A 26,458-nucleotide genomic window follows, 5' to 3' on the forward strand; every position below is an offset into this window, starting at 1 on the left:
ATGGAACAACGAACGCATTTATGTGGAGAACTAAGAGAATCACATATTGGTCAAATTGTAACACTTAAAGGATGGGTACAAAAAAGACGTGATTTAGGTGGATTAATCTTTATTGATTTACGTGACCGTTCCGGACTTGTACAAATCGTTTTTAATCCTGAAACTTCAGGTGAAGCTTTAGCCCTAGCTGAAACTGTACGTAATGAATTTATTCTTCACGTACACGGGAAAGTAGTATCTCGTGGTGAAGGTACAGCTAATACAAATCTTGAAACGGGAGCAATTGAAGTTTCTGTTGAAAAGATTGAGATTATTAATAAAGCTAAGAATCCTCCATTTGCAATTGAAAATAAAACGGAAGTAGCAGAAGACCTTCGTTTAAAATATCGTTATTTAGATCTACGTCGTCCAGTTATGTATGACACATTTAAATTACGTTCAAAAATTACAAAATCAATTCGTGATTTCTTAGATGGTGAAGACTTCTTAGAAGTTGAAACGCCAATTTTAACAAAGAGTACACCTGAAGGAGCTCGTGACTATTTAGTACCTAGCCGTGTACATCCTGGTGAGTTTTATGCATTACCACAATCACCTCAAATTTTTAAACAATTATTAATGGTTTCTGGATTTGAACGCTATTTCCAAATTGCACGATGCTTCCGTGATGAAGATTTACGTGCTGACCGTCAACCAGAATTTACTCAAATAGACATTGAGACTAGCTTCCTATCTCAAGAAGAAATAATGGAAATGTCTGAAAGAATGATGGTTAAAATGATGAAGGAAACAAAAGGTGTTGAACTAGTTACACCACTTCCTCGTATGAGCTATGATGAAGCGATGAATCGCTACGGTTCTGATAAGCCTGATACTCGCTTCGGATTAGAGTTAATTGATGTTTCTTCTTTTGCTAAAGAAAGTGGATTTAAAGTATTTACTTCAGCTGTGGAAAACGGTGGCCAAGTAAAATGTTTAAATGTAAAAGGTCAAGCAGCAAATTATTCTCGTAAAGACATCGATGGTCTTCAAGAATATGCTGGTCGATATGGAGCAAAAGGTCTTGCTTGGTTAAAACTTGAAGAAGATGGTTTCAAAGGTCCAATCGCTAAATTCTTTAGTGAAGAGGAATTTGCTACATTAAAATTAGCTGTAGAAGCAGAAGCAGGAGACTTAATTTTATTCGTAGCTTCAGATGCTTCAGTAGTTGCAAATAGTTTAGGTGCACTTCGATTAAAACTAGGTAAAGACTTAGATTTAATTGACCAATCTAAATTCAATTTCTTATGGGTTACTGACTGGCCATTACTTGAATATGATGCAGATTTAAATCGTTATTTTGCTGCTCATCATCCATTCACTTCACCTGTTCGTGAAGATATTGATAAATTAGATACAGATCCGGGTAGTGTAAAAGCTCAAGCTTATGACTTAGTATTAAATGGTTACGAGCTTGGTGGAGGTTCAGTTCGAATTTACGAAAGAGACATACAAGAAAAAATGTTCAAATGCTTAGGGTTTTCTGAAGAAGAAGCACAAGCACAATTTGGTTTCTTAATGGAAGCATTTGAATACGGTACTCCACCACACGGCGGAATTGCGTTAGGTTTAGACCGCATTGTTATGTTACTTGCAGGACGCTCAAATTTACGTGACACAATTGCATTCCCTAAAACAGCATCAGCAAGTTGCTTATTAACAAATGCACCAAGTCCAGTTTCTTCTGCACAGTTAGAAGAATTAGCGTTAAAAACAACTGTAGAAGAGTAAAATAAAAAGGAAGGGTGAAGGAATTAATTTTCTTAATCCTTTCCTTTTTCTTTTTGAAGGATTAAGAAAAATTCTGTTATTCTTTAATTCAAGCTTGATGTAATAAGGTTGTATCATGTATATTTAAATCATTGTAATCTGATTAAGATAGTGGGAGTTGAATAAATGTTACACCAATTTTCTCGTAATGAGCTTGCTTTTGGTAAAGCAGGTTTAGAGCGATTACAAAACAGTACGGTAGCTATTTTAGGTATTGGAGGCGTTGGCTCATTTTCTGCAGAAGCTTTAGCGCGTTCTGGAGTCGGACGTTTAATACTAGTGGATAAAGATGTTATTGATATTACGAACGTGAATAGACAAATTCATGCTTTATTATCAACAGTGGGAGAGCCTAAAGTAGAAATGATGAAGCAACGTATTCTTGAGATTAATCCTGAGTGCGAAGTAATTACACATAGAATGTTTTATACAGAAGAAACATTTGAAAAGTTTTTCGAAATTCCATTAGATTATGTAATTGATGCTTCTGATACAATTACATATAAAATTCACTTAATTAAAGAGTGTCGTCGCCGTGGAATTCCAATTATTTCAAGTATGGGTGCTGCTAATAAGATGGATCCAACTCGATTCAAAATTGCGGATATATCAAAAACAACTCACGATCCAATTGCAAAGGTTATTCGAACTAAACTTCGCAAAGAAGGTATTCAAAAAGGAGTAACAGTCGTCTATTCAGATGAAAGTCCAATTGTTATTCGTGAAGATGTACGTAAAGAAATCGTACCAGATGAAAATACAAAAATTCGTAAAGCAAAAATGCCACCATCTTCAAATGCCTTTGTACCATCAGTTGCAGGGTTAATCGCAGCTAGTCATGCAGTTCGCGAATTGATAAAGGATATTGAAATTAAGCGTGTAGGTAAAGAATAACGAATGCTACTCGGCTGTAGGAATTAATTTCCTACAGTTTTTTTATTTATTAATGTAAAAACTACCTTCAATAGGAGGTGTTTGATGTTGAATAGAGCCTTGAAAGTCTTTTGTACTTTCGGATTATCTTTAACAATATTAACTGCTTGTAATAGTACTAGTGACGTGGAAAAAGATTCAAAACAGCATAGTGTAGACAATTTATCCAACCGGTTAAATGTTAAGTATCAAAAGAAAAATAATGTAGTTAAGAAAAACGGTAAGGTTGGCAAAGATGGCGTTGTAAATGATATGGAATCGATTGAAATGAATAAACGTAAGCCCAATAAATAAAAAAGACCCCCAAAAATATTGGGGGTTTCAAACTGCCCGAAAACGCTCGCTTTCTTCGTTACTTCGCCTGCCTGCGCGGTGCTCATTACCGTTTAGTAGGCTTCATGCCTCGAAAGACCAGCACTTGCAATCAGTAGTCTGTTCTGACGCATTACCTTATAGGTTATAAGGGATTACATATTTAAGTCCTTCTCATTTTTAGTGCTATTTTTACGGCCTCTCACAAATTGACGTCCGATTAGAGAAATAACTAATAGCCCAATTACAAGAAGAAGAATTTGAAGATAGGATAAGTTAAAGTATTTAGCACCGGTAACAATTAAAAGTGTAGATAATGTACCTTTAATAATAAAAAATATAATAATCCATAAACCGCCTTTTTTCCAATTCATTTCATTATACTCCTTACTAGTGCTTGCATTTTGTTACTTCATTATACAATAGTACAAGTAATAATATACTGTGAATGTTTTACATTATTTTGTCCAAATTTAATCTGTTAGATTGATTAATATATTTTGTTTCTTTTGGATTAATCTTTTAAGATTCATTATTTTTTTGTTTAAATTCTCATTTTCGTTTTTTAATTTAGTTACTCTTTCTTTTAACTTCATATTCTCCTTTGAAGCTTGATGCTTTTGTTCGAAATTCTTTAAGTATTGAATGACCATTCCAATATTCAGTGAAGGAGGATTTATAGGCTGATTTAAATCGCTAACTTCTTTATGGTTGTTTATTTCTCTGAATTGAACTTTTGATAGTTTTCGGTATCTAGAAGCACATGCTGACTTTGTCCGATTAATAATGTTTGCTACCATTTCAAATGCTTCTTGCTTCGATTTACCTTTCCTTTCGTATTTTTCAACTAGTTCAATTAATGTGTTTTCATCTTCAAGTGACCATTTTGTTTTTGGAGCATTCATTTTTTCACCTTCTTTATCTCATCTATTATTATCTTCACCAAATAAATTATTAGTAAAAAGAAATAATTGAAGGGTGCAGATGAAAAATGTTTCCAATTCAATTACAATAGTAAAAAGAGTTATAAAGGAGGGAGAAAAATGAGTCATGAACCTCTAGCATACCGTATGAGACCAAGAACGATTGATGAATTAATTGGTCAGGAAAAAATTATCGGAAAAGAATCAGCATTGTATCGACTAATACATAACGGACGAGTTCCTTCAATGTTAATACATGGGGAACCTGGAATAGGTAAGACATCGTTTGCACATGCAATTGCTGGTACTGTCGATAAACGGTTTGTAACTGTAAATGCGACTACTTCTGGTAAAAAAGAACTTGAGGATATCGTTCATGAGGCGAAAATGTTCGGTGAGATCATTCTTTTTGCAGATGAAATTCATCGTTGGTCAAAGTTGCAACAGGATTATTTATTATCATATGTAGAAAGCGGATTTATCACGTTAATTGGGGCAACAACTGAGAATCCTTACCATGATGTTAACAGTGCTATACGATCTCGATGTAACCACATTTTAAAATTAGAACCGCTTTTACCAAAACATATTTATAAATTATTAGATAAAGCTTTAAGAGATGAGGATAGAGGATTAGGGAATTTGCAAATCCAAATTTCAGAGGAACAAATTTTAAAAATTGCTCATGGAGTAAACGGAGATGCAAGGTCATCTTTAAATATTTTGGAATCAATCGTATATGGTTCAACAAAAGAGTCTGACGGAACAATTGTAGTACAAGATGAAATTATAGATGAATTTCTTCGTTCAAAAGGCTTTAATCATGACAAGAATGGAGATTTTCATTATGACACATTGTCTGGTTTCCAAAAGAGTGTTCGTGGAAGTGATGTAAATGCAGCTCTTTATTATTTGGCGAGGCTCATTGAAGCGGGTGATTTAACGAGCATTATTCGAAGGTTATTAGTGATTGCTTATGAGGATATCGGATTAGCTGGGGATCCATGGAAGGTTGTGCTAGCTTGTGAAGCCGCGAAGCAAGTTGGATTTCCAGAAGCAAGAATTATTCTTTCAAATGCAGTAATTGAGCTCTGTTTGTCATCCAAATCTAATTCTAGTGTCACATCAATTGATCGAGCATTAAATGATGTAAGAAGTGGGTTACATGACGATATTCCAGCACATTTAAAAGATGCTCACTATGCTGGAGCAAAGGATATGGGGCACGGGATTGGTTATATTTATCCACATGATCATCCTTTAGGGAATTTTGGTGGTTGGGTTAATCAGCAATATCTTCCAGATCGACTAGTAAATCAAGTCTACTATAAGCCAAAAGAGGCAGGTAACGAAAAACGTTACGGGGCTATTTTTGAAAAACTACAGCAGTTTAAGAAAAATCGGAATTAAAGAGAAGGTAGATATAAAGCGAAATTGGTCGCTTAATCTACCTTCCTTTTTAATATGATCCACTCAATTATGATTAAATTTATTAATAAACCCACCCAAATATTAACATTTAGAGCTTCCTCAACCATTCGTTCTCTTCCACCAGGTAGATGCAATCCATTTAGTAAAAAGTAGGCTAATAATATAAATGGTACTAAAACACGACCACTCACTGCTACTAGAGTGATTCCAAAACTTCGAGTCATCCAGATTTGGTGAGCAATGTAATTTTTCTTCTTAGCGTTATGAATACCTTTAATTGTAGTGAAAATCCATAGTATAGCTAAAACAAAAAAAGACATAACTTTTGAAAAATTTTCTAAATAAAATAGTACGATCAATGACAAAATTCCACTTATAAAAACACTAGTATAGTAAATAGTTCCGATTATTCGATGGAATCTCGGGTAACGAGATCTAATGTTTTTTACAAACTGTAAAAATCCAGCAATTAAAGCAATAAATGCAAAAAAGATATGTGTAATTAAAGTAGGATATTGAATTGAAGTTGAATTAATTTGGATACGACTTATCTCTGGTTCCATAAGAAAATAAGGAGCCATAAATGGAACAATGACACAAAGCGAAATAATAAATAAAACCCACCAACTTTTTTTAGAATTCATAAATAAACATGTCCCCCGATGGTTAGTTTGATAATGTGTATAAGATCTTTAAGTAATATCATAACAACCTAATATGAACGGAACATGAATAAAAAAAGTCGAGATTCGAGTCCCGACTTACTTTTAAGCACTAATATCATTTTCAAACACTTCAATAGTTGGAGAATCAATTAAATGACTAGTTAATAGTTTTATCTCAAGGAAAAGTAGATCTGGTTTAATAAAAGTTGAAGGGATTGATAAAATCTCTTTGTCATCTTTATCATAGAAAACAATATAATTTACTTTTCGCTGATATGCTGCCATTTTCCCTTCGTTTTTACCCCATTTTCGGAGTTCGATTGTCATTCGGTTTATCTTATGAAGCTCAATCGATTTCAGTTCATTACCTTTTTTTAAGGTTAGCTGTCTAGTTGTTAAGATTAATTTAGACTCTTTTCGAAGTTGAATTGTTGCATACACTTTATATAAGAAAATAATCCATAGTAAAGTTAGTAATAAAAAATAAATAGGATCGTGATTTCCAAAAGCAGTACCTGTTCTAACAGCAGTTAGAAAGCCGAGAAAATAAGTACCAAAATGCCAACTTGGCTTTGATTCCAAAATGACTTCTTGACCTAATTTATCGTTTTCTTCTTTATTTAGTAATTCAAGTTGGCTTTTATGTTCATCCTCAGTATATTTGTCCCATTTTGTAAATGATGTAATTGTTTCATCATAAAATCGTGGACTTGGAATTTGTTCAGAAACATAAGCCCCTACATATGCAGCCATCCAATCATTTTCTTCCCAATTTTCTTGTTGGCTACGAAATTTAGTTAAATAATAAGTGACTTCTTGTTCATAATAGTTTGATGTATCATAACGCTTGATAATTTCTATCTCGTCGGGAATCACACCGAAATCTTCATGAGCAATTAAATAAAGAAACAGTCTGTTTTTCACAAAACTATGTTGATGCTCTTCTGTAAATGTGTAAATATCTTTCTTTGAGAATTCATTTAATTTAGTATAAAACCATACCGCAGATTCAATATTATGAGCACAATAATCAAGTATTTCTTTTTCAATTTTTACGCCATGTTCCATCAGAGATATAACAGCATCAACTTTTAGGTAAGGATCTTTATACTCAAGGGCTTTTATTAAATAGTCATACATGATATCGTCAAAATAATATTGCATTAATTGAAGGCAAATACCCATTTCTGTTCGAACGATGAGGTAAGGTTCCTTCCAGGCCTGGTATACATATTTTAAGTTGTAATCTTGATCATATTTTAAATAAGAATCTCGTTTAAACTTATATAAAACTTTAATTTGTTCGATTATATAATCGTTCTCAGCGGATGAAAAAGATAAAGAAATTGAATTCCTTTTACACAATAGAATCAAATGGAAAATTGAAACTGCAGTTTCTTCATTTTCGATTAACGGTAATAGTTTTTTTACAAGTTCTGGAGCCCAATTTGTCTCTTCAAAAATAAATTGAACATCGATATCAAGCGAGTACCGTTTACTATTTTTTTCAATGATTCGTATATAAGCATCTCTAGCTAACTCTGATTTCAGACTTATTAATAAATAAAGGGCCTGAAGTTTTGCTCGTTCACTATATGCTTCAAAATTCTTTTCGATTGGAGTGATTAATTCTTGAAGTGAAAACTCTGAACAAAAACCAACTAAGTGATAGCTTCCATCATCCCAATCTTCTATTGATTTCGGGAAATTGCTTCCCGCTTCTTCTAATAAATAAATTAATGATTCAATAGAAGCACCTGATCGAAGAGACTTTCTAAGTTGGTCTATGCCTTTTGCGCGCTGATATAGATCTTGATGGCGTAATTGCTTTACTATTTTCTTGAATTTTCTTTGTACAGCCAACTTAAAACCTCCTCTAGCTTCTTTTTAATTCCAATATATCATAATAAGGGTAATGAGAAATAGTTAAAAAGTCTTGTGGTTTATTTGGTTAATTAAAAAATCAGGTCTTTTACCTTATTTTTTGTCACAATTGGATAAATTTTACAAATTGTTTTGATAATTTATTTTTAAGCTTTTATAATAATAAGAACAAGCTGTTCATATTTTATATAGAACTTGTCCAATCCTAGCGATCATTTCGATTACCTTATTCTCGAAACGAAAGTAGGAATTTTTTTTGTACCTAAAATAAGAATGGAGGATGAACATGGTTAAGCTCTATGTCCTGGCGGTTGTCATTGGTGGAGTGACCGGATTTATTTTTCACATCCTGTTTAACAAAGGTACGATTATGCTCCCGGTGAGACGAAAGAAAGGCTTTTATTTAGGTTTTCTTGCAGATATTTTATTTGGAGCAACAGCTGCGACACTATTTGTTTCTTTATTTATACCAGAAAACATGTTAAAGGATATGCGTATGGTAATCGGATACTGTATATTAGCTGGTCTCTCATCTCAAAGCTTTCTTTTAAGCAGGGCACTTAATACTGAACGGGAAAGGGTAAGTTCACTGCATAATATTTCTAAGCAAATTGTGTAGTATTTTCAATAATTTACTTGGCAAAAGATGAAGGAGGCATGAAATGAGGCTAGTGCTAACACCCGAAGAGAAAGCCGTTTATTTAGACTTATTAGAGGATTTATTAAATGCTGATACTGAATACGAAATAAAAAGTATCGAATTCCAAGTCATAAGTTTTTTAAATAACATAAAAGAATCTAGAAAAAATGTTGAAGATTTTGATGAAAAAGCGGCAGCCGCTCAATTCGTACGTGCTGGTAAATTGAAAAGCTAAGCTAGCATTTAATTGACGTTATTCAACAACAAAAACTGGAACTCAAAATAGAGTTCCAGTTCTTTATTTTAGTTAATTCCTAGTTTTGCTTTAATATTTTGATGCTTTTTTTAAAATTTTAACTGACTAAATTTTAAGTAATTTAGTGAAAACTTGGATTAACAACATTTTTTTTTAAAATATATTGGGCGGATTTTTAGGTATAGATTTTAGAAAATAGAGGAGTAAGACCAAAAGTTTTAAATCTATGGTTTGATAAAAAGATAGACTAGTAAAACTAAAAAATCTTACTTATCATTATTATATGGATATTGCACTTTTCCAATTGGTTTAGTGTATTTTTTTTCATGTCATGTGAATTTATAGGCCAAATAGTGTACAATAATTGTATTACTACAGTTTAAAAATAGGATAAATCTGATAAAAATAAGAGATACATTTTATTGAACGGAGTGAATGAATGAAGATTTCAACTAAGGGTAGATACGGACTGACAGTTATGATTGAATTAGCTAAAAGATATTGTGATAAACCAATTTCACTCAAAAGTATTGCGAAAGCACAAAATCTTTCTGAGCATTATTTAGAACAAATTATTTCATTATTACGTAATGCAGGATTAGTTAAGAGTATTCGTGGAGCATATGGTGGGTATATTTTAACAAAGGAACCGAATGAAATTTCTGCAGGTGAAGTGATTACTGCACTTGAAGGATCACTATCTCCAATCGAAAATCTTGAAGATGAAAATCCTGCACAAAGAGAATTATGGACTCGTGTTCAAAAAGCGATTAATGAAGTGTTAGACAATACGAGTCTTGAGGATTTAGCAAAATTAGAATCAGATGATTTAAATGGCTATATGTTTTATATTTAATTTAGTGCGTTCAAAGATAGACGAACGCTTCATAAAGAAAGGGTTTAATAAAAATGGAACGTATTTATGTAGATCATGCTGCGACTTCTCCAATGCATCCAGAAGTAATTGAAAAGATGGTTGTAGAAATGCAAGAGACTTTTGGAAATCCATCTAGTATTCATTCGTTTGGCCGACAAGCTCGCCAAAAGATTGATACTGCGCGCATGATTTGTGCTAATAGTATAGGATCAAAAGTTAACGAAATTATTTTTACAAGCGGTGGAACGGAAAGCGATAATCTTGCTGTTTTAGGCGCTGCTTATGCGAATCAAGAATATGGTAAGCACATTATTACCTCTAGCATCGAGCATCATGCTATATTACATACATGCCAGGCTCTTGAAAAAGAAGGCTTTGAGGTTACGTATTTACCTGTTGATCAGACAGGTCGTGTGAATGTAGAGGATGTAAAAGCAGCGCTACGTGATGATACAATTTTAGTATCGATTATGATGGTTAATAATGAAATCGGAACAGTTCAACCAATTAAAGAAATCGGTGAACTTCTTAGTGACCATAAAGCTCATTTTCATACAGATGCAGTACAAGCTTACGGCTTAATTCCGATTAATGTTGAGGAACTTGGTGTCGACTTTTTATCCATCTCTTCACATAAAATTAATGGACCTAAAGGTGTAGGTTTTCTTTATGTAAGTGAAAATGCAATTTTTACACAATTACAATATGGTGGACAGCAAGAGCGTAAACGTCGTGCTGGTACAGAAAATGTTCCCGGTATTGTTGGATTAGCTAAGGCAGTAGAAGTAATTCACATCGAAAGAGATGAACGTATAAAAAGCTATTTGCGTTTCCATGAAATCTTAATGAATGTTCTAAAAGAAAATGGAATTCGTTTTGAAAAAAATGGAAATGAGTCGTTTTTTGCACCACATGTGTTAAACTTATCATTTGAAGATATTTCAATTGAATCATTTTTAGTAAACCTTGATTTATCAGGCATAGCAGCTTCAAGTGGGTCTGCTTGTACAGCTGGTAGTATTGACCCATCACATGTTTTAGTTGAAATGTTTGGAATAGATTCACCTAAAATACGTTCTTCGGTTCGATTCAGCTTTGGTTATGGAAATACAGACGAACAAATCCGTGTACTTGGAGAACGTGTATCTTCAATTGTTAAACGATTAGTTAAAATATAAATTTTTAAAGTGCGAGGGGATATTAGTTATGAATAAAAAAGATCCAAAAGACACTCGCGTAGTAGTAGGAATGTCAGGTGGTGTAGATTCATCTGTAACAGCATATTTATTGAAACAACAAGGATATGATGTCATCGGTATTTTTATGAAAAACTGGGATGACACAGATGAATTTGGCGTATGTACAGCAACTGAAGATTATGAAGATGTAATTGCAGTTTGTAATCAAATAGGAATTCCGTATTATGCAGTGAATTTTGAAAAGCAATATTGGGATAAAGTGTTTACCTATTTTTTAGATGAATATAAAAAAGGAAGAACACCAAACCCAGACGTAATGTGTAACAAAGAAATTAAGTTTAAAGCATTTCTTGAACATGCAATGGAGCTTGGAGCAGATTATGTAGCGACAGGTCATTATGCTGGAGTTGAGTTCCGTGACGATGAATATAAAATGTTACGAGGAATTGATAGCAATAAAGACCAAACTTATTTCCTAAATCAACTTGGTCAAGAACAATTATCGAAAGTTATGTTTCCACTTGGAGGCTATTTAAAGCCAGAAATCCGTAAAATTGCTGAAGAGGCAGATTTAGCAACAGCTAAGAAAAAAGACAGCACTGGAATTTGCTTTATAGGTGAACGTAACTTTAAAGAATTTCTAAGTAATTATTTACCTGCACAACCTGGTGAAATGAGAACAATGAACGGGGAAGTTAAAGGTAAACATGATGGACTTATGTATTATACAATTGGTCAACGTCATGGACTTGGAATCGGTGGAAATGGAGACCCATGGTTCGTTGTAGGAAAAGACTTAAAAAATAATGTTTTATTAGTTGAACAAGGTTTTCATAATGAGTTACTTTATAGCAATGAAGTACTTGCTTCTGATATTAGTTGGACATCAAATAAACCAAAAGAAGGTTCATTTACATGTACTGCTAAATTCCGTTATCGTTCTGAAGATAATGAAGTAACAGTTCACATTTTAGATGATAACTCAGTAAGAATTCTTTGCCACGAAAAAATTCGTGCAATCACTCCTGGCCAAGCCGTTGTATTTTACGACGGGACAGACTGCCTAGGTGGAGGAACAATTGATCGTGCATTTATCGATGGTAATGAATTAACTTATTTAAGATAAATTTATTTACCCCAATCACAATGATTGGGGTTGTTTTTTTGAATGGGAATACCTAATTTATCGTAGAAATTTTGAAGAAACGTTCCTTTGAAATGTATACTATGGTGTGATAGTGTTAAATAGATATATTAAGTTTCAAATTGATTAGTACAGAAATATGGAGTCTTATCAAAAATTATTGAAAGAAAATACATAGAGGTGTCATATATGAATAATTTTGAACGTGGAGTAGCAGCACTACAAGAGGGAAACTTAGAGGATGCAGCTAATTTTTTAACGAAAGAAATTGAAGAAAATCCTACTAATTCTTTAGCATATGTTAATTTTGGACAGCTTTTACTATCGATGGGAGATGTCGAAAGAGCTTGTCGTTTTTTTGAAAAGGCTTTAGAAATTGATCCGGAATTGGCAGCAGCGCATTATGCTGTTGGAACGGTGTATTTTGAAGATGGAAAGTTTGAATTAGCTAAAAAACATTTTCAACATTGTGTGAAACTTGGCATGAATGATAGTGATGTCCATTTTATGATTGGTTTATGCTGTGTTAATAATGGAGAAGATCGTTTTGCACTTCCATTTTTTCAACGAGCGATTGAGTTAGATGATAAAGATATAGATGCATTATTCCAATATGGCCTTACTTTAGCTAAATTAGAAATGTTAGATGAAGCAAAAATTAATTTAGAAAAGGTATTACAATTAGATGAACTTCATGCGGATGCACATTATAATCTAGGCATTATCGCGATGTTTAATGATCAAGTTACAACTGCGAAAGACCATTTTAATAAAGCGATTGAAAGTCAAGATGATCATATGCTTGCTATGCATGCACTAAAAGTGATTGAAAATAAAGAAGAGGATTGAAACTAGAATCGTTTTGCAAGATCGGGGAGGTGGAGAAATGCAAACCCAAAGTGAAATGGAATTGTTTGTTGATGAGACACCATATATTAAAGGGCATATCACAACAATCATCTTTTATAATGCAGAAAATTTTTATACTGTTGCAAAGGTAAAAGTAGTTGATACAAATTTATCAAATTGCGAACAGGAAATGACCATTACTGGGAATATCCCAAGGATGAATGAAGATGAAACATATACATTTAAGGGGATTGTAAAAGACCATCCGAGGTATGGTAAACAATTTCAAATTTCATCATTTGAAAAAGAGCTTCCATCTACTAAAAAAGGTGTTATTCAATATTTATCATCAGATTTATTTAAAGGAATTGGAAAGAAAACAGCTGAAAAAATCGTTGACCATTTAGGTGAAGGTGCAATTAATAAAATTTTAGATAATGCAGATAGCTTAGAAGGCGTTCCCGGGCTGGCAAAATCCAAAGCTAAAGAAATATATGAAACAATACTATCTCATCAAGGTCTTGAAAAAGTAATCAGCTTTTTAAGTAGCTACGGTATCGGAACGGGTTTATCGATTAAAATTTATAAGACCTATAATGAATCAACTCTTGATGTGATAAGAACAAATCCGTTTAAGTTAATTGAAGATGTGGATGGGATTGGGTTTGGAAGAGCAGATGAAATTGGTCGAGCAATCGGTATTACAGGAAATCATCCAGATCGGATACGAGCGGGTTGTATTTATATTTTAGAACATTTATCGATGCAAGAAGGACATGTTTATATAACGCAAGATCAGTTTATCGATGAAACTAGACAATTATTAATGAAACAGGATAAAGAGCTTGTCGAAGCAGTCGACATTTCTCGGGAAATGAAACGATTAGTAGCAGACGGAAAACTAGTAATGGAAGATGAGAGAATCTATTTAGCTGCGCTTTATTACGCTGAGAAAGGCATTGTAAATGCAATCCAAAAATTATTAAGCAGTGCTCCAGATTTAGGAGAAATGACTGAAACTAGATTTGCAAAAGAGCTTGAAGATCTCGAATCAAAAATGAATGTAAAATATGCCCCTTCACAAGCACAAGCAATAAAAAAAGCTATGGAGTCAGCTATGATGGTCCTTACAGGAGGACCAGGGACAGGTAAAACGACAGTTATTAAAGGAATCGTTAATCTATTTTCAACAATCCATGACTTATCATTAGATCAGCATTCTTACCCGAAAGATGATCCATTCCCCTATTTGCTTGCTGCACCTACAGGGAGAGCGGCAAAAAGAATGAGTGAAGCAACTGGATTACCAGCAGTAACAATCCATCGTTTACTTGGTTGGACAAGAGAAGGGGAGTTTAGCCATCATGAGGAAAATCCTTTAAATGGAAAATTACTCATTATTGATGAGTTTTCAATGGTCGATGTTTGGTTAGGGAATCAATTATTGAAAAGCATTCCAGAAGGCTGCCAAGTTATTTTTGTAGGGGATGAGGATCAATTACCTTCTGTTGGCCCAGGTCAAGTCTTAAAGGATTTATTAAACTCTGGTACAGTTCCAACCGTGCGATTAAAAGATATTTACCGTCAATCAGAAGATTCTTCTATTATTACGCTTGCACATTATATAAAAGATGGAACAATATCCGAGGATTTATTTGAACAAAGAAAAGATCGTTCATTTATCGGTTGTTCAAGTCAACAAGTTGTTGAAGTCGTCAAAAAAGTGTGTGAAAACGCCAATAAAAAAGGTTTTCCTGTAAGAGATATCCAAGTATTAGCACCAATGTATCGTGGTCCAGCAGGAATTGATGCCCTAAATGAAGGACTACAAGAAGTATTTAACCCTAAAAAAGAAAAGCAACGTGAAATGAATTTTGGTGATACAACTTTTCGTACAGGTGATAAAGTTCTCCAACTCGTAAACGTTCCTGAAAATAATGTTTTTAACGGAGATATGGGTGAAATTGTAAACATTTTTTTCGCCAAAGAAAATGTTGAACAACAAGATATAATAATCGTTTCATTTGATGGAAATGAAGTGACTTATACTAGACCAGATTTTTCTCAATTAACGCTTGCTTACTGTTGTTCAATTCATAAATCTCAAGGTAGTGAATTTGATATTATTGTGCTTCCAATTGTCAAAAGTTATTATCGTATGCTTCGAAGGAATTTAATTTATACTGCAGTGACAAGAAGTAAGAAGTTCCTAATCATGTGCGGTGAACAAGATGCATTTATTCAAGGTATTGGAAGAACAGATGATGGTCACAGACAAACTACTCTATGTATGAAACTAAAAGGGATTGAAAATGGTGAAGTACTACTAAACGAAGATTTACCATTTCAGCTTTCAGACGAATTACCAAATCTTTCACCTTATGATTTCATGTAAATGACTAAGAATATATAGTGCAAGACGATTCCTGTACTAACGTATATTATTATGAAAATTTGGTCACAATGCTTAGAAACATTGCCTTTTTTAAGGCTAAGGGAGCGAGCGTTGTGATTTGTCCAAATTGTCATAGTAAAGACTTAGGGAAAATAGGTGTAAATCAATATTATTGTTGGGGATGTTATATTGAACTAACTATTAATAAAGGCATGATTTATACCCACCAAGTTGAAGAAGATGGTACGTTAAGTTCGTTAGATGATTTATTTGACGAAGAGGATCGAAAACTTAGTATGTAGGAGTGGGTAATTGATGGCTAGAAAAAGCTCTTTATTAGGTTTAGGTTTAGGTGCAGGTGCACTTGCGATGAAGTTAATGTACGAAAACCAATGGCTTACTTCAAAGAATATGAAACGTATGAGAAAGTCATTGAAAAAAATGCTTTAATTTTTTAAGCACATGTCTATGAGGCATGTGCTTTGCTTTTCTTATGCAGTTAAAAAATAGAATCAATTTTATAAGTTTAATCTGGTTGATTTCCACTACAGGATGCTCGCTTTCCGTAGGGCGGGACCTGAGCCTCCTCGTTCCTGCGGGGTCTAAAGCCTTCCAGCATATCCCACATGAGTCGAGCATCCTTTTAAATTTCCAAACTTTTATAAAAGCTACGGTTACAGTTACAAAAACATTAATCAATAATCTACTATTTGTGTTCTAAATGTATTGACTATACTATTTTTTAGTGCAATCCATATTTTTTCATTGAGAAAATGAATATCATCTTTTATCATATATAAAAACATGGAAAAGAGATGGTAAATATGGGAGTGGGAGTTAAGCTTGTTAGAAATGATTTGAAGTATGCAGAGCAGGTTTTCAGGTTATCATCAGATCCAGGTGTGAAAGATGTTTTAGGAATAAAAGTAGATAGTATTGAGGATACAATTAGATTTATTAACTATATTGTTCAGCAAGAAATAGACGGTAAAGTAATAAATCGGATAATTTTGAATGAGCAAGGTGAGGTTGTCGGTATAACAAGTTTAAAGCACATTGACCGAGGAGATGGAATTTGTCATATTGGCACTTGGATAGGGGTTCCATTTTGGGGACAAGGGTATAACGAAGCTTCAAAAATTGAAATTTTAAAAATTGCTTTTAACGAGTTAAAAATGGACTATGTTTTTGCTGGAGCAAAAGAGTCAAATAATAGATCAAGGCGTGCACAAGAGAAGTTAGCTTATATGACAATTGGAGTAGAGAAAGAATTTCCAAAAGAACTAACAATTATTGAACAAGAGGCAAAAACTAAATGTGTACTGAATGTTGTGAAGAGAGAAGATTTCGTAAAATTTTTAACGAGTCACATAATTTAATTGAAATTCTCCATACTATTATCAGTATGGAGGTTTTTTATGGACGGTTTAAAGTTAAAATGGATATATCGATTATGTTTAATTTTACTAATTGGATTAGTTGGAATCGTTTTTTATTATTTAAAACCTGTTTATTTACATATTGTAATTGGTGTTTTAAAATCGATGGTTCCATTTTTGATTGGATTAATCATTGCCTATTTGTTACATCCAGCAATTGAATATATTCATAATAAAGGGATAAAACGAGTAATTGCGATTTTATTGATCTATTTATTATTTTTTGGAGGTTGTGTACTAGGGCTTTATTTATTACTCCCTATTTTTAAACAACAGTGGCAAGATATTTTAACAGCTTTTCCTAAAGTAATGGCATTATATGATCATTTCCTATCAAAAATCGAACGGAAGACTTCGAGAATGCCAATTTTTCTTCATAATCGGATTGATTTAATGATTAATGGTGCTGAAAAATCGGGATTATCTTTATTAAATAAATCTGGTGAATGGATGAAGCAATTAGTAAATAATATTATTTCACTCTTTATCATTCCGTTTATCGTTTTTTACTTTTTAAAAGACTATAAGGTTTTAACGAATATATTTTGGAAAATTATCCCTTACAAATGGCGATATGAAGTAAAAGGTTTAGCAAAAGAACTTAATAATACATTTGGAAAATATATTCGTGGTCAAATATTAGTTTGTTTTTTATTATTCGTCTTAGCAACGATATTTCTATGGATTGTTCGAATGAAATATGCTTTAGTATTAGGAGTGGTCATAGGAATAACAGATATTATACCGTATTTCGGACCAGTTATTGGCGCAGTACCGACCTTGTTTTTAGCCGCTTCGGAAGGGACAGGTTTATTAATTAGAGTAGGTATTACTTTAATTATTTTACAATTGATTGAAGGTAACGTCCTTTCTCCGCTTATAATTGGAAAGTCGATTCATACTCATCCAGTAATTATTATGTTTTCATTATTAGTTGCAGGTGAAATAGCTGGTTTTATTGGTTTGTTAATAGCAGTTCCATTATTAGTTGTCATTATTTCTGTTATTCGCTATTACAGCAATAGAAAAGAACGTCTCTCAACTTGACTTTCATTTTTGACAATGATACTATTTTTTCATACAATTTATATTTGCAAAATTTTGAAGGAACAAGTATGTCACTAAACCATTTAAGCTTATGCAAAAGAGAGAAGTTTCCTAGGCTGAAAGAAACTTTAATGAAGGGTGACAGAAAAGCTACTCCTGAATGCAGCTAATCACTGACGCGTCAGACCACGTTACGGTCTCTTGAGGTGATGAATAGACTTTGAGGCATTTTGCCTAAGCAATAAGCTTTCTATTCATAATCAGGGTGGTATCGCGAGTACATCTCGTCCCTGTTTTAGGGACGGGATTTTTTTGTTTTTATAACATTATAAATTTACTAAATGGAGGTTAATATAATGAAAAAGCTAACTGCTGCTCAAATTCGCCAAATGTACTTAGACTTCTTTAAAGAAAAAGGTCACTCTATTGAGCCAAGTGCATCTTTAGTACCAGTAGAAGATCCAACTTTATTATGGATTAATAGTGGTGTAGCAACATTAAAAAAATATTTTGATGGTAGAGTAATTCCAGAGAATCCAAGGATAACAAATTCCCAAAAATCAATTCGTACAAATGATATTGAAAATGTTGGGAAAACAGCTCGTCACCATACATTTTTTGAAATGTTAGGTAATTTCTCAATCGGAGATTATTTCCGTGAAGAAGCTGTAACATGGGGTTGGGAGCTTTTAACTTCATCTGAATGGTTTGGTTTTGAAAAAGAAAAATTATACGTTACTGTTTATCCTGAAGATAAAGAAACGTACGATTTATGGATTAAATTAGGATTAGATCCTGAGCATATAATCCTGTTAGAAGGTAACTTCTGGGAAATTGGTGAAGGACCATGTGGACCATGTACAGAGATTTTTTATGATCGTGGGACAAAATATGATCCAGATAACATTGGAATTAAATTATTAAAAGAGGATTTAGAAAATGATCGCTATTTAGAAATTTGGAATATTGTATTCTCTCAATTTAATTCAAAAGATGGTTTAGATCGTAAAGAATACCCTGAATTACCAAACAAAAACATTGATACTGGCATGGGCTTAGAACGTATGGCAAGTGTACTACAAGAAGTAGACACAAACTTTGACACTGATTTATTTATGCCAATTATTAATGTTGTTGAAACTATTTCTGGTCAAAAATATCGAAATGGACAATTAGATCAAGATACTGCCTTTAAAGTAATTGCTGACCATATACGTACAGTATCTTTTGCTGTTGCAGATGGTGCTCTTCCTTCAAATGAAGGTCGCGGATATGTATTACGCCGATTAATCCGTCGTGCTGTTCGTTTTGCTAAAAAATTAGGTATTGAACGTCCATTTATGTTTGAACTTGTTCCAGTTGTTGCAGAAATTATGGAAAGCTACTATCCAAATGTGAAAGAAAAAGTACCGTTTATTCAAAAAGTAATTAAAAATGAGGAAGAGCGTTTCCATGAAACATTACATGAAGGACTATCACTTCTTACAAATGTGATGAAGGATGCGAAAGCTAAAGGAAGTACTATAATTAAAGGTGAAGATGTTTTCCGTCTTTATGACACATATGGGTTCCCGATAGAATTAACAGAAGAATATGCAGAAGAAGAAGGATTAACAGTTGATCATGACGGTTTCGAAGTTGAAATGGAAAAACAACGTGAGCGTGCTCGTTCTGCAAGACAAGATGTTGACTCAATGCAGGTACAAAGTGAAGCACTTCGTGAAATCAAGGAAACTTCAACTTTTATAGGTTATAGTGAAGGTTCGGTTGAATCTACAGTACTTGTTCTTATACAAGACGGAGAAAAAGTTGAAGATGTAGCAAATGGAGAAGAAGCTCATTTAATTCTTGATGTAACTCCTTTCTACGCTGAGAGTGGAGGTCAAATTGCAGACCGTGGAACGTTAACTGCTCCTGGTTTAAAGGTAGAAGTGCTTGATGTTCAAAAAGCTCCAAACGGACAAAATTTACATCGAGTGAAGGTTGTTGAAGGTTCGTTATCAGTTGGTGCTAAAGTTGAATCAACAATTAATAAAGCTAACCGTTCAAGTATTGTAAAGAACCATACTGCTACTCACTTATTACATCAAGCATTAAAGGATGTTCTTGGAACTCATGTAAATCAAGCTGGTTCATTAGTAAACCAAGAACGTTTACGTTTTGACTTCTCACATTTCGGTCAAGTAACGTCTGAAGAACTTGAAATAATTGAAAAAATTGTGAATGAAAAAATTTGGGAAAGCATTCCGGTTCAAATTTCTGAAAAAGCAATTGCTGAAGCAAAAGCAATGGGAGCAATGGCATTATTCGGTGAAAAATATGGTGATGTAGTACGAGTAGTACAAGTTGGAGATTATAGTCTTGAGCTATGTGGTGGATGCCATGTTGATAACACAGCATCGATTGGTACATTTAAAATAATTTCTGAGTCAGGAATTGGAGCTGGTACTCGCCGTATCGAAGCAGTAACTGGCAAATCAGCTTACGAATATATGCAAGAACAAATTGGTCAACTAAAAGAGGCAGCTAGCCTATTAAAATCAAATACGAAAGACGTTGTTGCTCGTATTGAATCTTTACAATCAGATTTAAAACAAGTACAAAAAGAGAATGAATCACTTTCTTCAAAATTAAGCAATATTGAAGCAGGAAATATTAGTAATAACGTGAAAGAAGTAAATGGAGTAAAATTCGTTGCTGCTAAAGTAAATGGAGCAGATATGAATAGTCTTCGCACAATGGTTGATGACCTTAAAAATAAAATTGGTTCTGTTGTTGTATTACTTGGTTCTGCTAATGAAGGAAAAGTAAACTTAATTGCTGGTGTTACAAAAGATTTAGTAGGTCAAGGATATCATGCAGGAAATCTAATAAAAGAAGCTGCTTCAATTTGTGGTGGAGGAGGCGGAGGCCGTCCTGATATGGCTCAAGCTGGTGGTAAAGATCCTTCTAAATTAGACGAAGCTGTTGCTTTTGTTGAAAAATGGATGAACACGATTTCAAAATAAAACAAAAATCGTGTACAATAACAGATATAAAAATTTTTAACTGATTCGTAACTGCTTAATAAAAATGGTACAATGTAATTAGTTAAAAATATACGGATAAGTGGGGTGCTTTGTATGGATTCATTTGATAAAACGATGAAGTTTAGTTTGCAAGATGAAGGTCAAGATATACGAGTTAATGAAGTTTTGTTAAAGGTTCATGACGCGTTACAAGAAAAAGGCTATAATCCAATCAATCAAATAGTAGGATACTTATTATCAGGTGATCCTGCATACATTCCTCGTCATAACGACGCAAGAAGTATGATGAAAAAATTAGAACGTGATGAAATCATTGAGGAATTAGTTAAATCTTACTTACAACAACATCGTGGAGAATAATTAATGAGAGCACTTGGGCTAGATGTAGGTACTAAAACAATTGGTGTAGCTGTAAGTGATGCTCTTGGTTGGACAGCTCAAGGTATTGAGACAGTCAAAATTGATGAAGAACGTCAGAAATTTGGACTAGACCGACTAAAAGAAATCATCGACAGTTACGAAATCGAAAAAATAGTTGTAGGCTTACCTAAAAATATGAACGGAAGTATTGGAGAACGTGGTGAAGCTTGTACTCGTTTTGGAAAAATGATTGAAGAAGAATTCAATCTTCCGGTTATACTATGGGATGAAAGGCTTTCAACAATGGCTGCCGAACGTTTTCTAATCTCTGCTGATGTAAGTCGTAAGAAAAGAAAACAAGTAATTGATAAAATGGCAGCAGTAGTTATTTTACAAAACTACTTAGATAGTATAAAGTGATAAAGAAGAATGGAGATTGGCCGACAACAAGTGTAGTTGCATTATAACTTAATGGTCGGCCCCTCCAACTATTCACTTATACATATAAGGATTAAAATAATTGAGGTGATATAAATGGAACACGGTGAAGACAGACAAATTACAATCATCGATGAGGAAGGTAATGAGATTCTTTGTAATATTATCATGACTTTTGAATCAGATGATTATGGTAAATCATATGTAATTTATAGTCCAGTTGGACAAGAGTTTGATGAAGATGGAGACCCAATCTATCATGCATCTAGCTTCATTCCAGCAGAAGATGGTGAAGATGGAGAGTTATATCCAATCGAATCTGACGAAGAGTGGGAAATGGTTGAAGAAGTATTAAACACTTTCTTTGACGAAGAAGAAGGAGAATAATATCTCTGGATTTAAAAATGCTAATCACTTATCAAAGTGTTTAGCATTTTTTTTATGTAGAAAATTGCCGATTTAGCACTTATTTGTAGTATACTATAACGTGGAAAAGGAGGTAGTAAGTTTGTCATTTAACGATTTTGATAAAAATGGATACAAGAAGACAAATAAAAAAAGCAGAGGTATGCTTATTTTTACATATTTTATGATTGCTTGTATTGTCGTAGTTGGAGCAGGGTTTGCAACTTATAAATATATGTTAAAACCTGTTAACTCAGCAAATAAACAAATTAAATTAGTATCAATTCCTGTAGGAAGCTCTGTAGATAATATTGCAGCAATTTTTAAAAAGAAAAACTTAATAAAAAATACATCAATTTTTAAACTATATGTGAAGTTGCATAACAACGCTAGTCTGAAATCAGGGAATTATCATTTTAGCGAAAACCAAGGAGTTGCAACGATTGTAAACCACTTACAGGTAGGTGGTAAATATCAGGTTGCTGTAAAGAATTTAATGATACCTGAAGGTTCACAAATAAACGAAATTGCAGCAATTATTGCAAAAGAATTTAAATTAGATCAAGCAGCTGTACTAAAACAGTTGAATGATAAAGCATTTATTCAGGGGCTACAAAAGAAGTTTCCTCAATTAATAACGAATGATGTTTTTAAACCAGGAATTCGCTATCCGTTAGAAGGGTACTTATATCCTTCAACATATATGTATGGGGATTTTACTCCAAGCTTAGAGGAAATTATCACACCTATGCTAAATGAAACAGTGAAAATTTTAGACCAATATAAAGCAGAAATGAGTAACAAAAAACTTACGCCTCATCAGACATTAACAATGGCCTCGTTAATTGAGGAAGAAGCAACTGGTACAACCGATCGAAAGTTAATTTCAAGTGTATTTTATAATCGACTAAAAATAGGAATGCCATTACAAACGGATCCAACCGTTTTGTACGCATTGGGTAAACATAAAGAACGTGTACTATATAAAGATTTAGAAGTTAAATCTCCTTATAATACTTATTACGTTAAAGGTTTACCAGTAGGACCAATCGCAAGTGCTGGCGTAGATAGTATAGTAGCTGCTCTTGAGCCTGCCAAATCAGATTATTTATATTTCCTTGCTGATAAAACAGGTAAAGTAATCTTTACAAAATCATTAGCAGAGCACAATACTGAAAAAGAAAAGCATATAAAATAAAAAGTTGGAAATACTTGTATACAAAATATTAAATTCCTCAGTAGTATAAATAGTCTACTGAGGAATTTTGTAAATTAAAAAATAGTGAAAGCGTTGCAACTATTCTTGGTACTAGCCAAGGGTCTTTTTTTTATGTTAGAATATTACGGGTCTAAATAAATTCAGATACACAGAAATTTTACTTACACCTTGTTTTTAGACAAGGTTGTATTTCTATTGGAGGCTTTATAAGCAATGAATGACGTTTTAGTTCGTCAATACTTGTCGAATTTTTATAAACATAGAGAACCTTTTATAGAAGAAATGGAAACTTATGCATTGGAGCATCATGTGCCGATAATGGATAAAGCAGGCATGGAATTTATGCTTGGCTTACTTTATTTAATACAGCCAACTTCCATTCTTGAAATTGGTAGTGCGATAGGTTATTCAAGTATTCGAATGGCAAAAGAATTTCCAAATGTGAAGATTGTTACAATGGAACGAAATGCAGAGAGAATTCGAAAAGCAAAAGAGTTTATTGAGCGAAGTGATTACAGTAATCGAATTCTACTTTTAGAAGGTGATGCTTTACTTTTAAAAGAAAAGTTGCCTGAGAACAGACAATATGATGTTATTTTTATCGACGCAGCTAAAGCTCAGTATAAACGATTTTTTGAATTATATGAGCCTTTGCTATCGGACAGAGGTGTTATCATTTCAGATAATGTTTTATTTAAAGGACAAGTTGCTGAAAGTGCGGATTTAGTTGATGATCGACGAAAGAAAGCTTTAATAAAAAAGATTCAAAATTACAATGAATGGCTAATGAATCACCCTAAGTATGATTCGACAATTATACCAATTGGTGATGGAGTTGCTATTAGTAAGAAAAGGGGAGTTAATAATGATTAAGCCTGAATTATTAGTTACGCCAACTAACCTAAATGATATAGAGAAATTAGCAGATGCTGGTGCAGACGCAGTTATTATTGGTGAGCAACGTTTTGGATTACGCTTAGCGGGCGAATTTAATCGTGAAGCTGTAAAAGAAGCAGTAGAAATTGCACATCAAAAAAATGTAAAAGTATATGTAGCGATGAATGGCGTTTACCATAATGAAATTCTTGATGAAATTGAAGATTATATTGCATTTTTAAGAGATGCAAATGTAGATGCAATTGTATTCGGAGATCCTGCAGTTCTTATGTCAGTACGTACGATTGCACCTAATATGCAATTACATTGGAACACAGAAACAACAGCAACAAACTGGTTTACATGTAATTACTGGGGTAAACGTGGATCTAAACGTGCAGTATTAGCTAGAGAATTAAGCCTTGAAGCTGTCGCTGAAATTAAAGAAAATGCTAAAGTAGAAATCGAAGTACAAGTACATGGAATGACTGCTATGTTCCAATCAAAACGTTCACTTGTTGGTAACTATTTTGAATACCAAGGAAAGAATTTAGAAATCGTTGAACAAAAGAAATATGAAGGAAATATGTTCTTAGTTGACCACGAGCGTAATAACAAATATCCAATTTTTGAAGATCAAAATGGAACTCATATTATGAGTCCAAATGATATTTGTATTGTTAACGAGTTAGAAGAATTAGTTGATGCAGGTATTGATTCATTCAAAATTGATGGTGTCTTAAAATCTTCAGAATATATCATTGAAGTAACAAAACTATACAGACAAGCTATAGATTTATGTGTAGAAGACCGCGGGGCTTACGAAGAAATCAAAGATGAACTATTTGACAAAATCGAAGCAATCCAACCTGTAAACAGACCACTGGACACAGGATTCTTCTTTAAAGAAACAGTTTATTAATAGAGGTAAGATTTTTGATGGAAAAGCAGGGAAGCCAAGGAGCTCTAGAAATCAGGAAAAGCCAGATCCTAGAACCTTGTACCTAACCTGTATTAAAGAGGAGGACTAATAATGGCAATTGGACAATTAGATAAAATAGTTGATGGCAAACGTGTAATCGTGAAGAAACCTGAGCTATTAGCACCGGCTGGTAATTTAGAAAAATTAAAAATTGCAGTAAGATATGGCGCAGATGCTGTATTTATTGGTGGTAGAGAGTTTGGTTTACGTTCGAATGCAGATAACTTCTCTATTGAAGAAATGGCTGAAGGGGTAGAATTTGCAAACAAATTTAATGCAAAAATTTATGTAACAACAAACATATTTGCTCATAACGAAAACATGGACGGATTAGTTGAGTATTTACAAGGCATTGAAGCTGCAGGCGTTACAGGTATTATTGTAGCTGACCCATATATTATTGAAACATGTAAAGAAGCTGCACCTAAATTAGAAGTACATTTAAGTACACAACAATCTTTATCAAATTATCGTGCTGCACAGTACTGGAAAGAAGAAGGATTACACCGATTAGTATTAGCACGTGAGACGAGCTATGAAGAAATCAAAGAGATTAAAGAAAAAGTAGATGTTGAAATTGAAACATTTATTCATGGAGCAATGTGTATTGCTTATTCTGGACGTTGTACTTTGAGTAATCATATGACTGCACGTGATTCGAACCGCGGTGGATGCTGTCAATCATGTCGTTGGGATTACGATTTAGTACAAACTGATTCACAAAATCCGGATGCTTCAGAAAATGCTTTATTTGCTGAAGAAGATGCTCCATTTGCAATGAGCCCTAAAGATTTAAACTTATTACGTTCAATTCCTAAATTTATTGAAATGGGTGTAGATAGCTTAAAAATAGAAGGACGTATGAAATCAATTCACTACGTAGCAACAGTTGTATCTGTTTATCGTAAAATAATTGATGCATATTGTGCTGACCCAGAAAACTTTGAATTTAAAGAAGAATGGGTTGAAGAACTAGATAAATGTGCTAATCGTGACACTGCTTCTTCATTCTTTGAAGGATTCCCAGGAATGAAAGAGCAAATGTATGGAAATCATAGCAAAAAAACAACGTATGATTTTGCAGGTCTTGTATTAGACTATGATGATGAAACTGGTATCGCAACAATCCAGCAACGTAACTACTTCAAACCAGGTGACCAAATTGAATTCTTTGGACCTGAAATTGAAAACTTCAAACAAACAGTTGGTGTAATTGTTAATGAAGATGGTACAGAAGTAGACGCTGCAAGACATCCATTAGAAATTGTAAAAATTAAAGTGGATCAAAAAGTATATCCTTACAACATGATGAGAAAAAAGTTAGTTTGATAAGAAAGAGGGATTGA

Annotated in this window: 27 protein-coding genes; 23 read left to right on the forward strand and 4 right to left on the reverse strand. The window is 33.4% G+C overall.

All coding sequences use genetic code 11. From position 1 onward, the window contains the following. From aspS to RAH41_RS03945, 3 genes are all read left to right on the forward strand, one after another. The gene (gene aspS, locus RAH41_RS03935; RefSeq protein WP_331220828.1) at positions 1 to 1,770 is read left to right on the forward strand and encodes an aspartate--tRNA ligase; all 1,770 of its coding nucleotides are present in this window, start codon (positions 1 to 3) and stop codon (positions 1,768 to 1,770) included. 165 nt (positions 1,771 to 1,935) lie between these two features. Then, a complete protein-coding gene (locus RAH41_RS03940) occupies positions 1,936 to 2,703 on the forward strand; it encodes a tRNA threonylcarbamoyladenosine dehydratase (protein ID WP_129688097.1) in 768 nt (255 codons plus the stop codon). Between the two features lie 84 nt (positions 2,704 to 2,787). Next, on the forward strand, positions 2,788 to 3,036 hold the full coding sequence (locus tag RAH41_RS03945; protein ID WP_331220832.1) for a hypothetical protein: 249 nt from the start codon (positions 2,788 to 2,790) through the stop codon (positions 3,034 to 3,036). Positions 3,037 to 3,209: 173 nt separating this feature from the next. On the opposite strand, the gene RAH41_RS03950 is transcribed toward RAH41_RS03945, so the two are convergent. Together RAH41_RS03950 and RAH41_RS03955 are read right to left on the reverse strand one after the other, a co-directional pair. Then, complete coding sequence (locus RAH41_RS03950) at positions 3,210 to 3,428, reverse strand: hypothetical protein (RefSeq protein WP_331220833.1); 219 nt, start codon at positions 3,426 to 3,428, stop codon at positions 3,210 to 3,212. A gap of 99 nt (positions 3,429 to 3,527) precedes the next feature. Beyond that, positions 3,528 to 3,959, reverse strand: a complete 432-nt coding sequence (locus RAH41_RS03955; protein WP_331220834.1) for an SANT/Myb-like DNA-binding domain-containing protein — start codon at positions 3,957 to 3,959, stop codon at positions 3,528 to 3,530. Between the two features lie 138 nt (positions 3,960 to 4,097). On the opposite strand from RAH41_RS03955, the gene RAH41_RS03960 reads away from it, so the two are divergent. Beyond that, entirely contained in the window at positions 4,098 to 5,387 is a 1,290-nt protein-coding gene (locus tag RAH41_RS03960; protein WP_331220836.1) for a replication-associated recombination protein A, read from the forward strand. A gap of 32 nt (positions 5,388 to 5,419) precedes the next feature. Here RAH41_RS03960 and RAH41_RS03965 read toward each other — a convergent pair whose 3' ends face one another. Together RAH41_RS03965 and RAH41_RS03970 are read right to left on the reverse strand one after the other, a co-directional pair. Continuing rightward, positions 5,420 to 6,052 carry a DUF2306 domain-containing protein gene (locus RAH41_RS03965; protein ID WP_331220838.1) on the reverse strand — a complete coding sequence of 211 codons (633 nt, stop codon included), beginning with the start codon at positions 6,050 to 6,052 and terminating at the stop codon, positions 5,420 to 5,422. Between the two features lie 123 nt (positions 6,053 to 6,175). Beyond that, complete coding sequence (locus RAH41_RS03970; protein ID WP_331220840.1) at positions 6,176 to 7,936, reverse strand: hypothetical protein; 1,761 nt, start codon at positions 7,934 to 7,936, stop codon at positions 6,176 to 6,178. Positions 7,937 to 8,243: 307 nt separating this feature from the next. On the opposite strand from RAH41_RS03970, the gene RAH41_RS03975 reads away from it, so the two are divergent. From RAH41_RS03975 to RAH41_RS04065, 19 genes are all read left to right on the forward strand, one after another. Beyond that, a complete protein-coding gene (locus RAH41_RS03975) occupies positions 8,244 to 8,576 on the forward strand; it encodes a DUF4257 domain-containing protein (protein WP_056472677.1) in 333 nt (110 codons plus the stop codon). Between the two features lie 43 nt (positions 8,577 to 8,619). Beyond that, a complete protein-coding gene (locus RAH41_RS03980; protein WP_331220844.1) occupies positions 8,620 to 8,832 on the forward strand; it encodes a hypothetical protein in 213 nt (70 codons plus the stop codon). A 460-nt stretch (positions 8,833 to 9,292) separates the two neighbouring features. Further along, positions 9,293 to 9,709, forward strand: coding sequence for a cysteine metabolism transcriptional regulator CymR (cymR, locus tag RAH41_RS03985; protein WP_331220846.1), 417 nt, complete (start codon positions 9,293 to 9,295; stop codon positions 9,707 to 9,709). A gap of 53 nt (positions 9,710 to 9,762) precedes the next feature. Then, positions 9,763 to 10,908, forward strand: coding sequence for a cysteine desulfurase family protein (locus RAH41_RS03990; RefSeq protein ID WP_331220847.1), 1,146 nt, complete (start codon positions 9,763 to 9,765; stop codon positions 10,906 to 10,908). 28 nt (positions 10,909 to 10,936) lie between these two features. Continuing rightward, positions 10,937 to 12,055 carry a tRNA 2-thiouridine(34) synthase MnmA gene (mnmA, locus tag RAH41_RS03995; RefSeq protein WP_331220848.1) on the forward strand — a complete coding sequence of 373 codons (1,119 nt, stop codon included), beginning with the start codon at positions 10,937 to 10,939 and terminating at the stop codon, positions 12,053 to 12,055. A 207-nt stretch (positions 12,056 to 12,262) separates the two neighbouring features. Further along, a complete protein-coding gene (locus RAH41_RS04000; RefSeq protein ID WP_331220849.1) occupies positions 12,263 to 12,922 on the forward strand; it encodes a tetratricopeptide repeat protein in 660 nt (219 codons plus the stop codon). A 37-nt stretch (positions 12,923 to 12,959) separates the two neighbouring features. Beyond that, positions 12,960 to 15,317: an ATP-dependent RecD-like DNA helicase gene (locus RAH41_RS04005; RefSeq protein WP_331220850.1), complete on the forward strand. Its 2,358-nt coding sequence runs from the start codon at positions 12,960 to 12,962 to the stop codon at positions 15,315 to 15,317. A gap of 68 nt (positions 15,318 to 15,385) precedes the next feature. Continuing rightward, positions 15,386 to 15,619: a hypothetical protein gene (locus RAH41_RS04010; RefSeq protein ID WP_331220852.1), complete on the forward strand. Its 234-nt coding sequence runs from the start codon at positions 15,386 to 15,388 to the stop codon at positions 15,617 to 15,619. A gap of 13 nt (positions 15,620 to 15,632) precedes the next feature. Beyond that, positions 15,633 to 15,767: a DUF3918 family protein gene (locus RAH41_RS04015; protein WP_331220854.1), complete on the forward strand. Its 135-nt coding sequence runs from the start codon at positions 15,633 to 15,635 to the stop codon at positions 15,765 to 15,767. Positions 15,768 to 16,141: 374 nt separating this feature from the next. Further along, complete coding sequence (locus tag RAH41_RS04020; protein ID WP_331220856.1) at positions 16,142 to 16,696, forward strand: GNAT family N-acetyltransferase; 555 nt, start codon at positions 16,142 to 16,144, stop codon at positions 16,694 to 16,696. A gap of 39 nt (positions 16,697 to 16,735) precedes the next feature. After that, complete coding sequence (locus tag RAH41_RS04025) at positions 16,736 to 17,803, forward strand: AI-2E family transporter (RefSeq protein ID WP_331220857.1); 1,068 nt, start codon at positions 16,736 to 16,738, stop codon at positions 17,801 to 17,803. Positions 17,804 to 18,159: 356 nt separating this feature from the next. Next, on the forward strand, positions 18,160 to 20,811 hold the full coding sequence (gene alaS / locus RAH41_RS04030; protein WP_331220859.1) for an alanine--tRNA ligase: 2,652 nt from the start codon (positions 18,160 to 18,162) through the stop codon (positions 20,809 to 20,811). Positions 20,812 to 20,925: 114 nt separating this feature from the next. Continuing rightward, a complete protein-coding gene (locus RAH41_RS04035) occupies positions 20,926 to 21,192 on the forward strand; it encodes an IreB family regulatory phosphoprotein (protein WP_056472706.1) in 267 nt (88 codons plus the stop codon). Positions 21,193 to 21,195: 3 nt separating this feature from the next. After that, entirely contained in the window at positions 21,196 to 21,612 is a 417-nt protein-coding gene (ruvX, locus tag RAH41_RS04040; RefSeq protein ID WP_069035132.1) for a Holliday junction resolvase RuvX, read from the forward strand. A 114-nt stretch (positions 21,613 to 21,726) separates the two neighbouring features. Continuing rightward, a complete protein-coding gene (locus tag RAH41_RS04045; RefSeq protein ID WP_056472710.1) occupies positions 21,727 to 22,017 on the forward strand; it encodes a DUF1292 domain-containing protein in 291 nt (96 codons plus the stop codon). Between the two features lie 181 nt (positions 22,018 to 22,198). Further along, positions 22,199 to 23,233: an endolytic transglycosylase MltG gene (gene mltG / locus RAH41_RS04050; protein ID WP_419471561.1), complete on the forward strand. Its 1,035-nt coding sequence runs from the start codon at positions 22,199 to 22,201 to the stop codon at positions 23,231 to 23,233. Positions 23,234 to 23,467: 234 nt separating this feature from the next. After that, positions 23,468 to 24,127 (forward strand): O-methyltransferase, encoded by a 660-nt coding sequence (locus RAH41_RS04055; RefSeq protein ID WP_331220867.1) that lies wholly within the window; start codon positions 23,468 to 23,470, stop codon positions 24,125 to 24,127. After that, positions 24,120 to 25,052 (forward strand): peptidase U32 family protein, encoded by a 933-nt coding sequence (locus RAH41_RS04060; RefSeq protein ID WP_331220869.1) that lies wholly within the window; start codon positions 24,120 to 24,122, stop codon positions 25,050 to 25,052. The genes RAH41_RS04055 and RAH41_RS04060 overlap by 8 nt, the downstream gene beginning before the upstream one ends. Positions 25,053 to 25,163: 111 nt before the next feature. Next, positions 25,164 to 26,441 carry a U32 family peptidase gene (locus RAH41_RS04065; RefSeq protein ID WP_331220871.1) on the forward strand — a complete coding sequence of 426 codons (1,278 nt, stop codon included), beginning with the start codon at positions 25,164 to 25,166 and terminating at the stop codon, positions 26,439 to 26,441. Positions 26,442 to 26,458: the final 17 nt, after the last annotated feature.

Origin of the sequence: Gottfriedia acidiceleris, assembly GCF_036421055.1 — a bacterium.
Classification (GTDB): Bacteria; Bacillota; Bacilli; order Bacillales; family Bacillaceae_G; genus Gottfriedia; species Gottfriedia acidiceleris_C.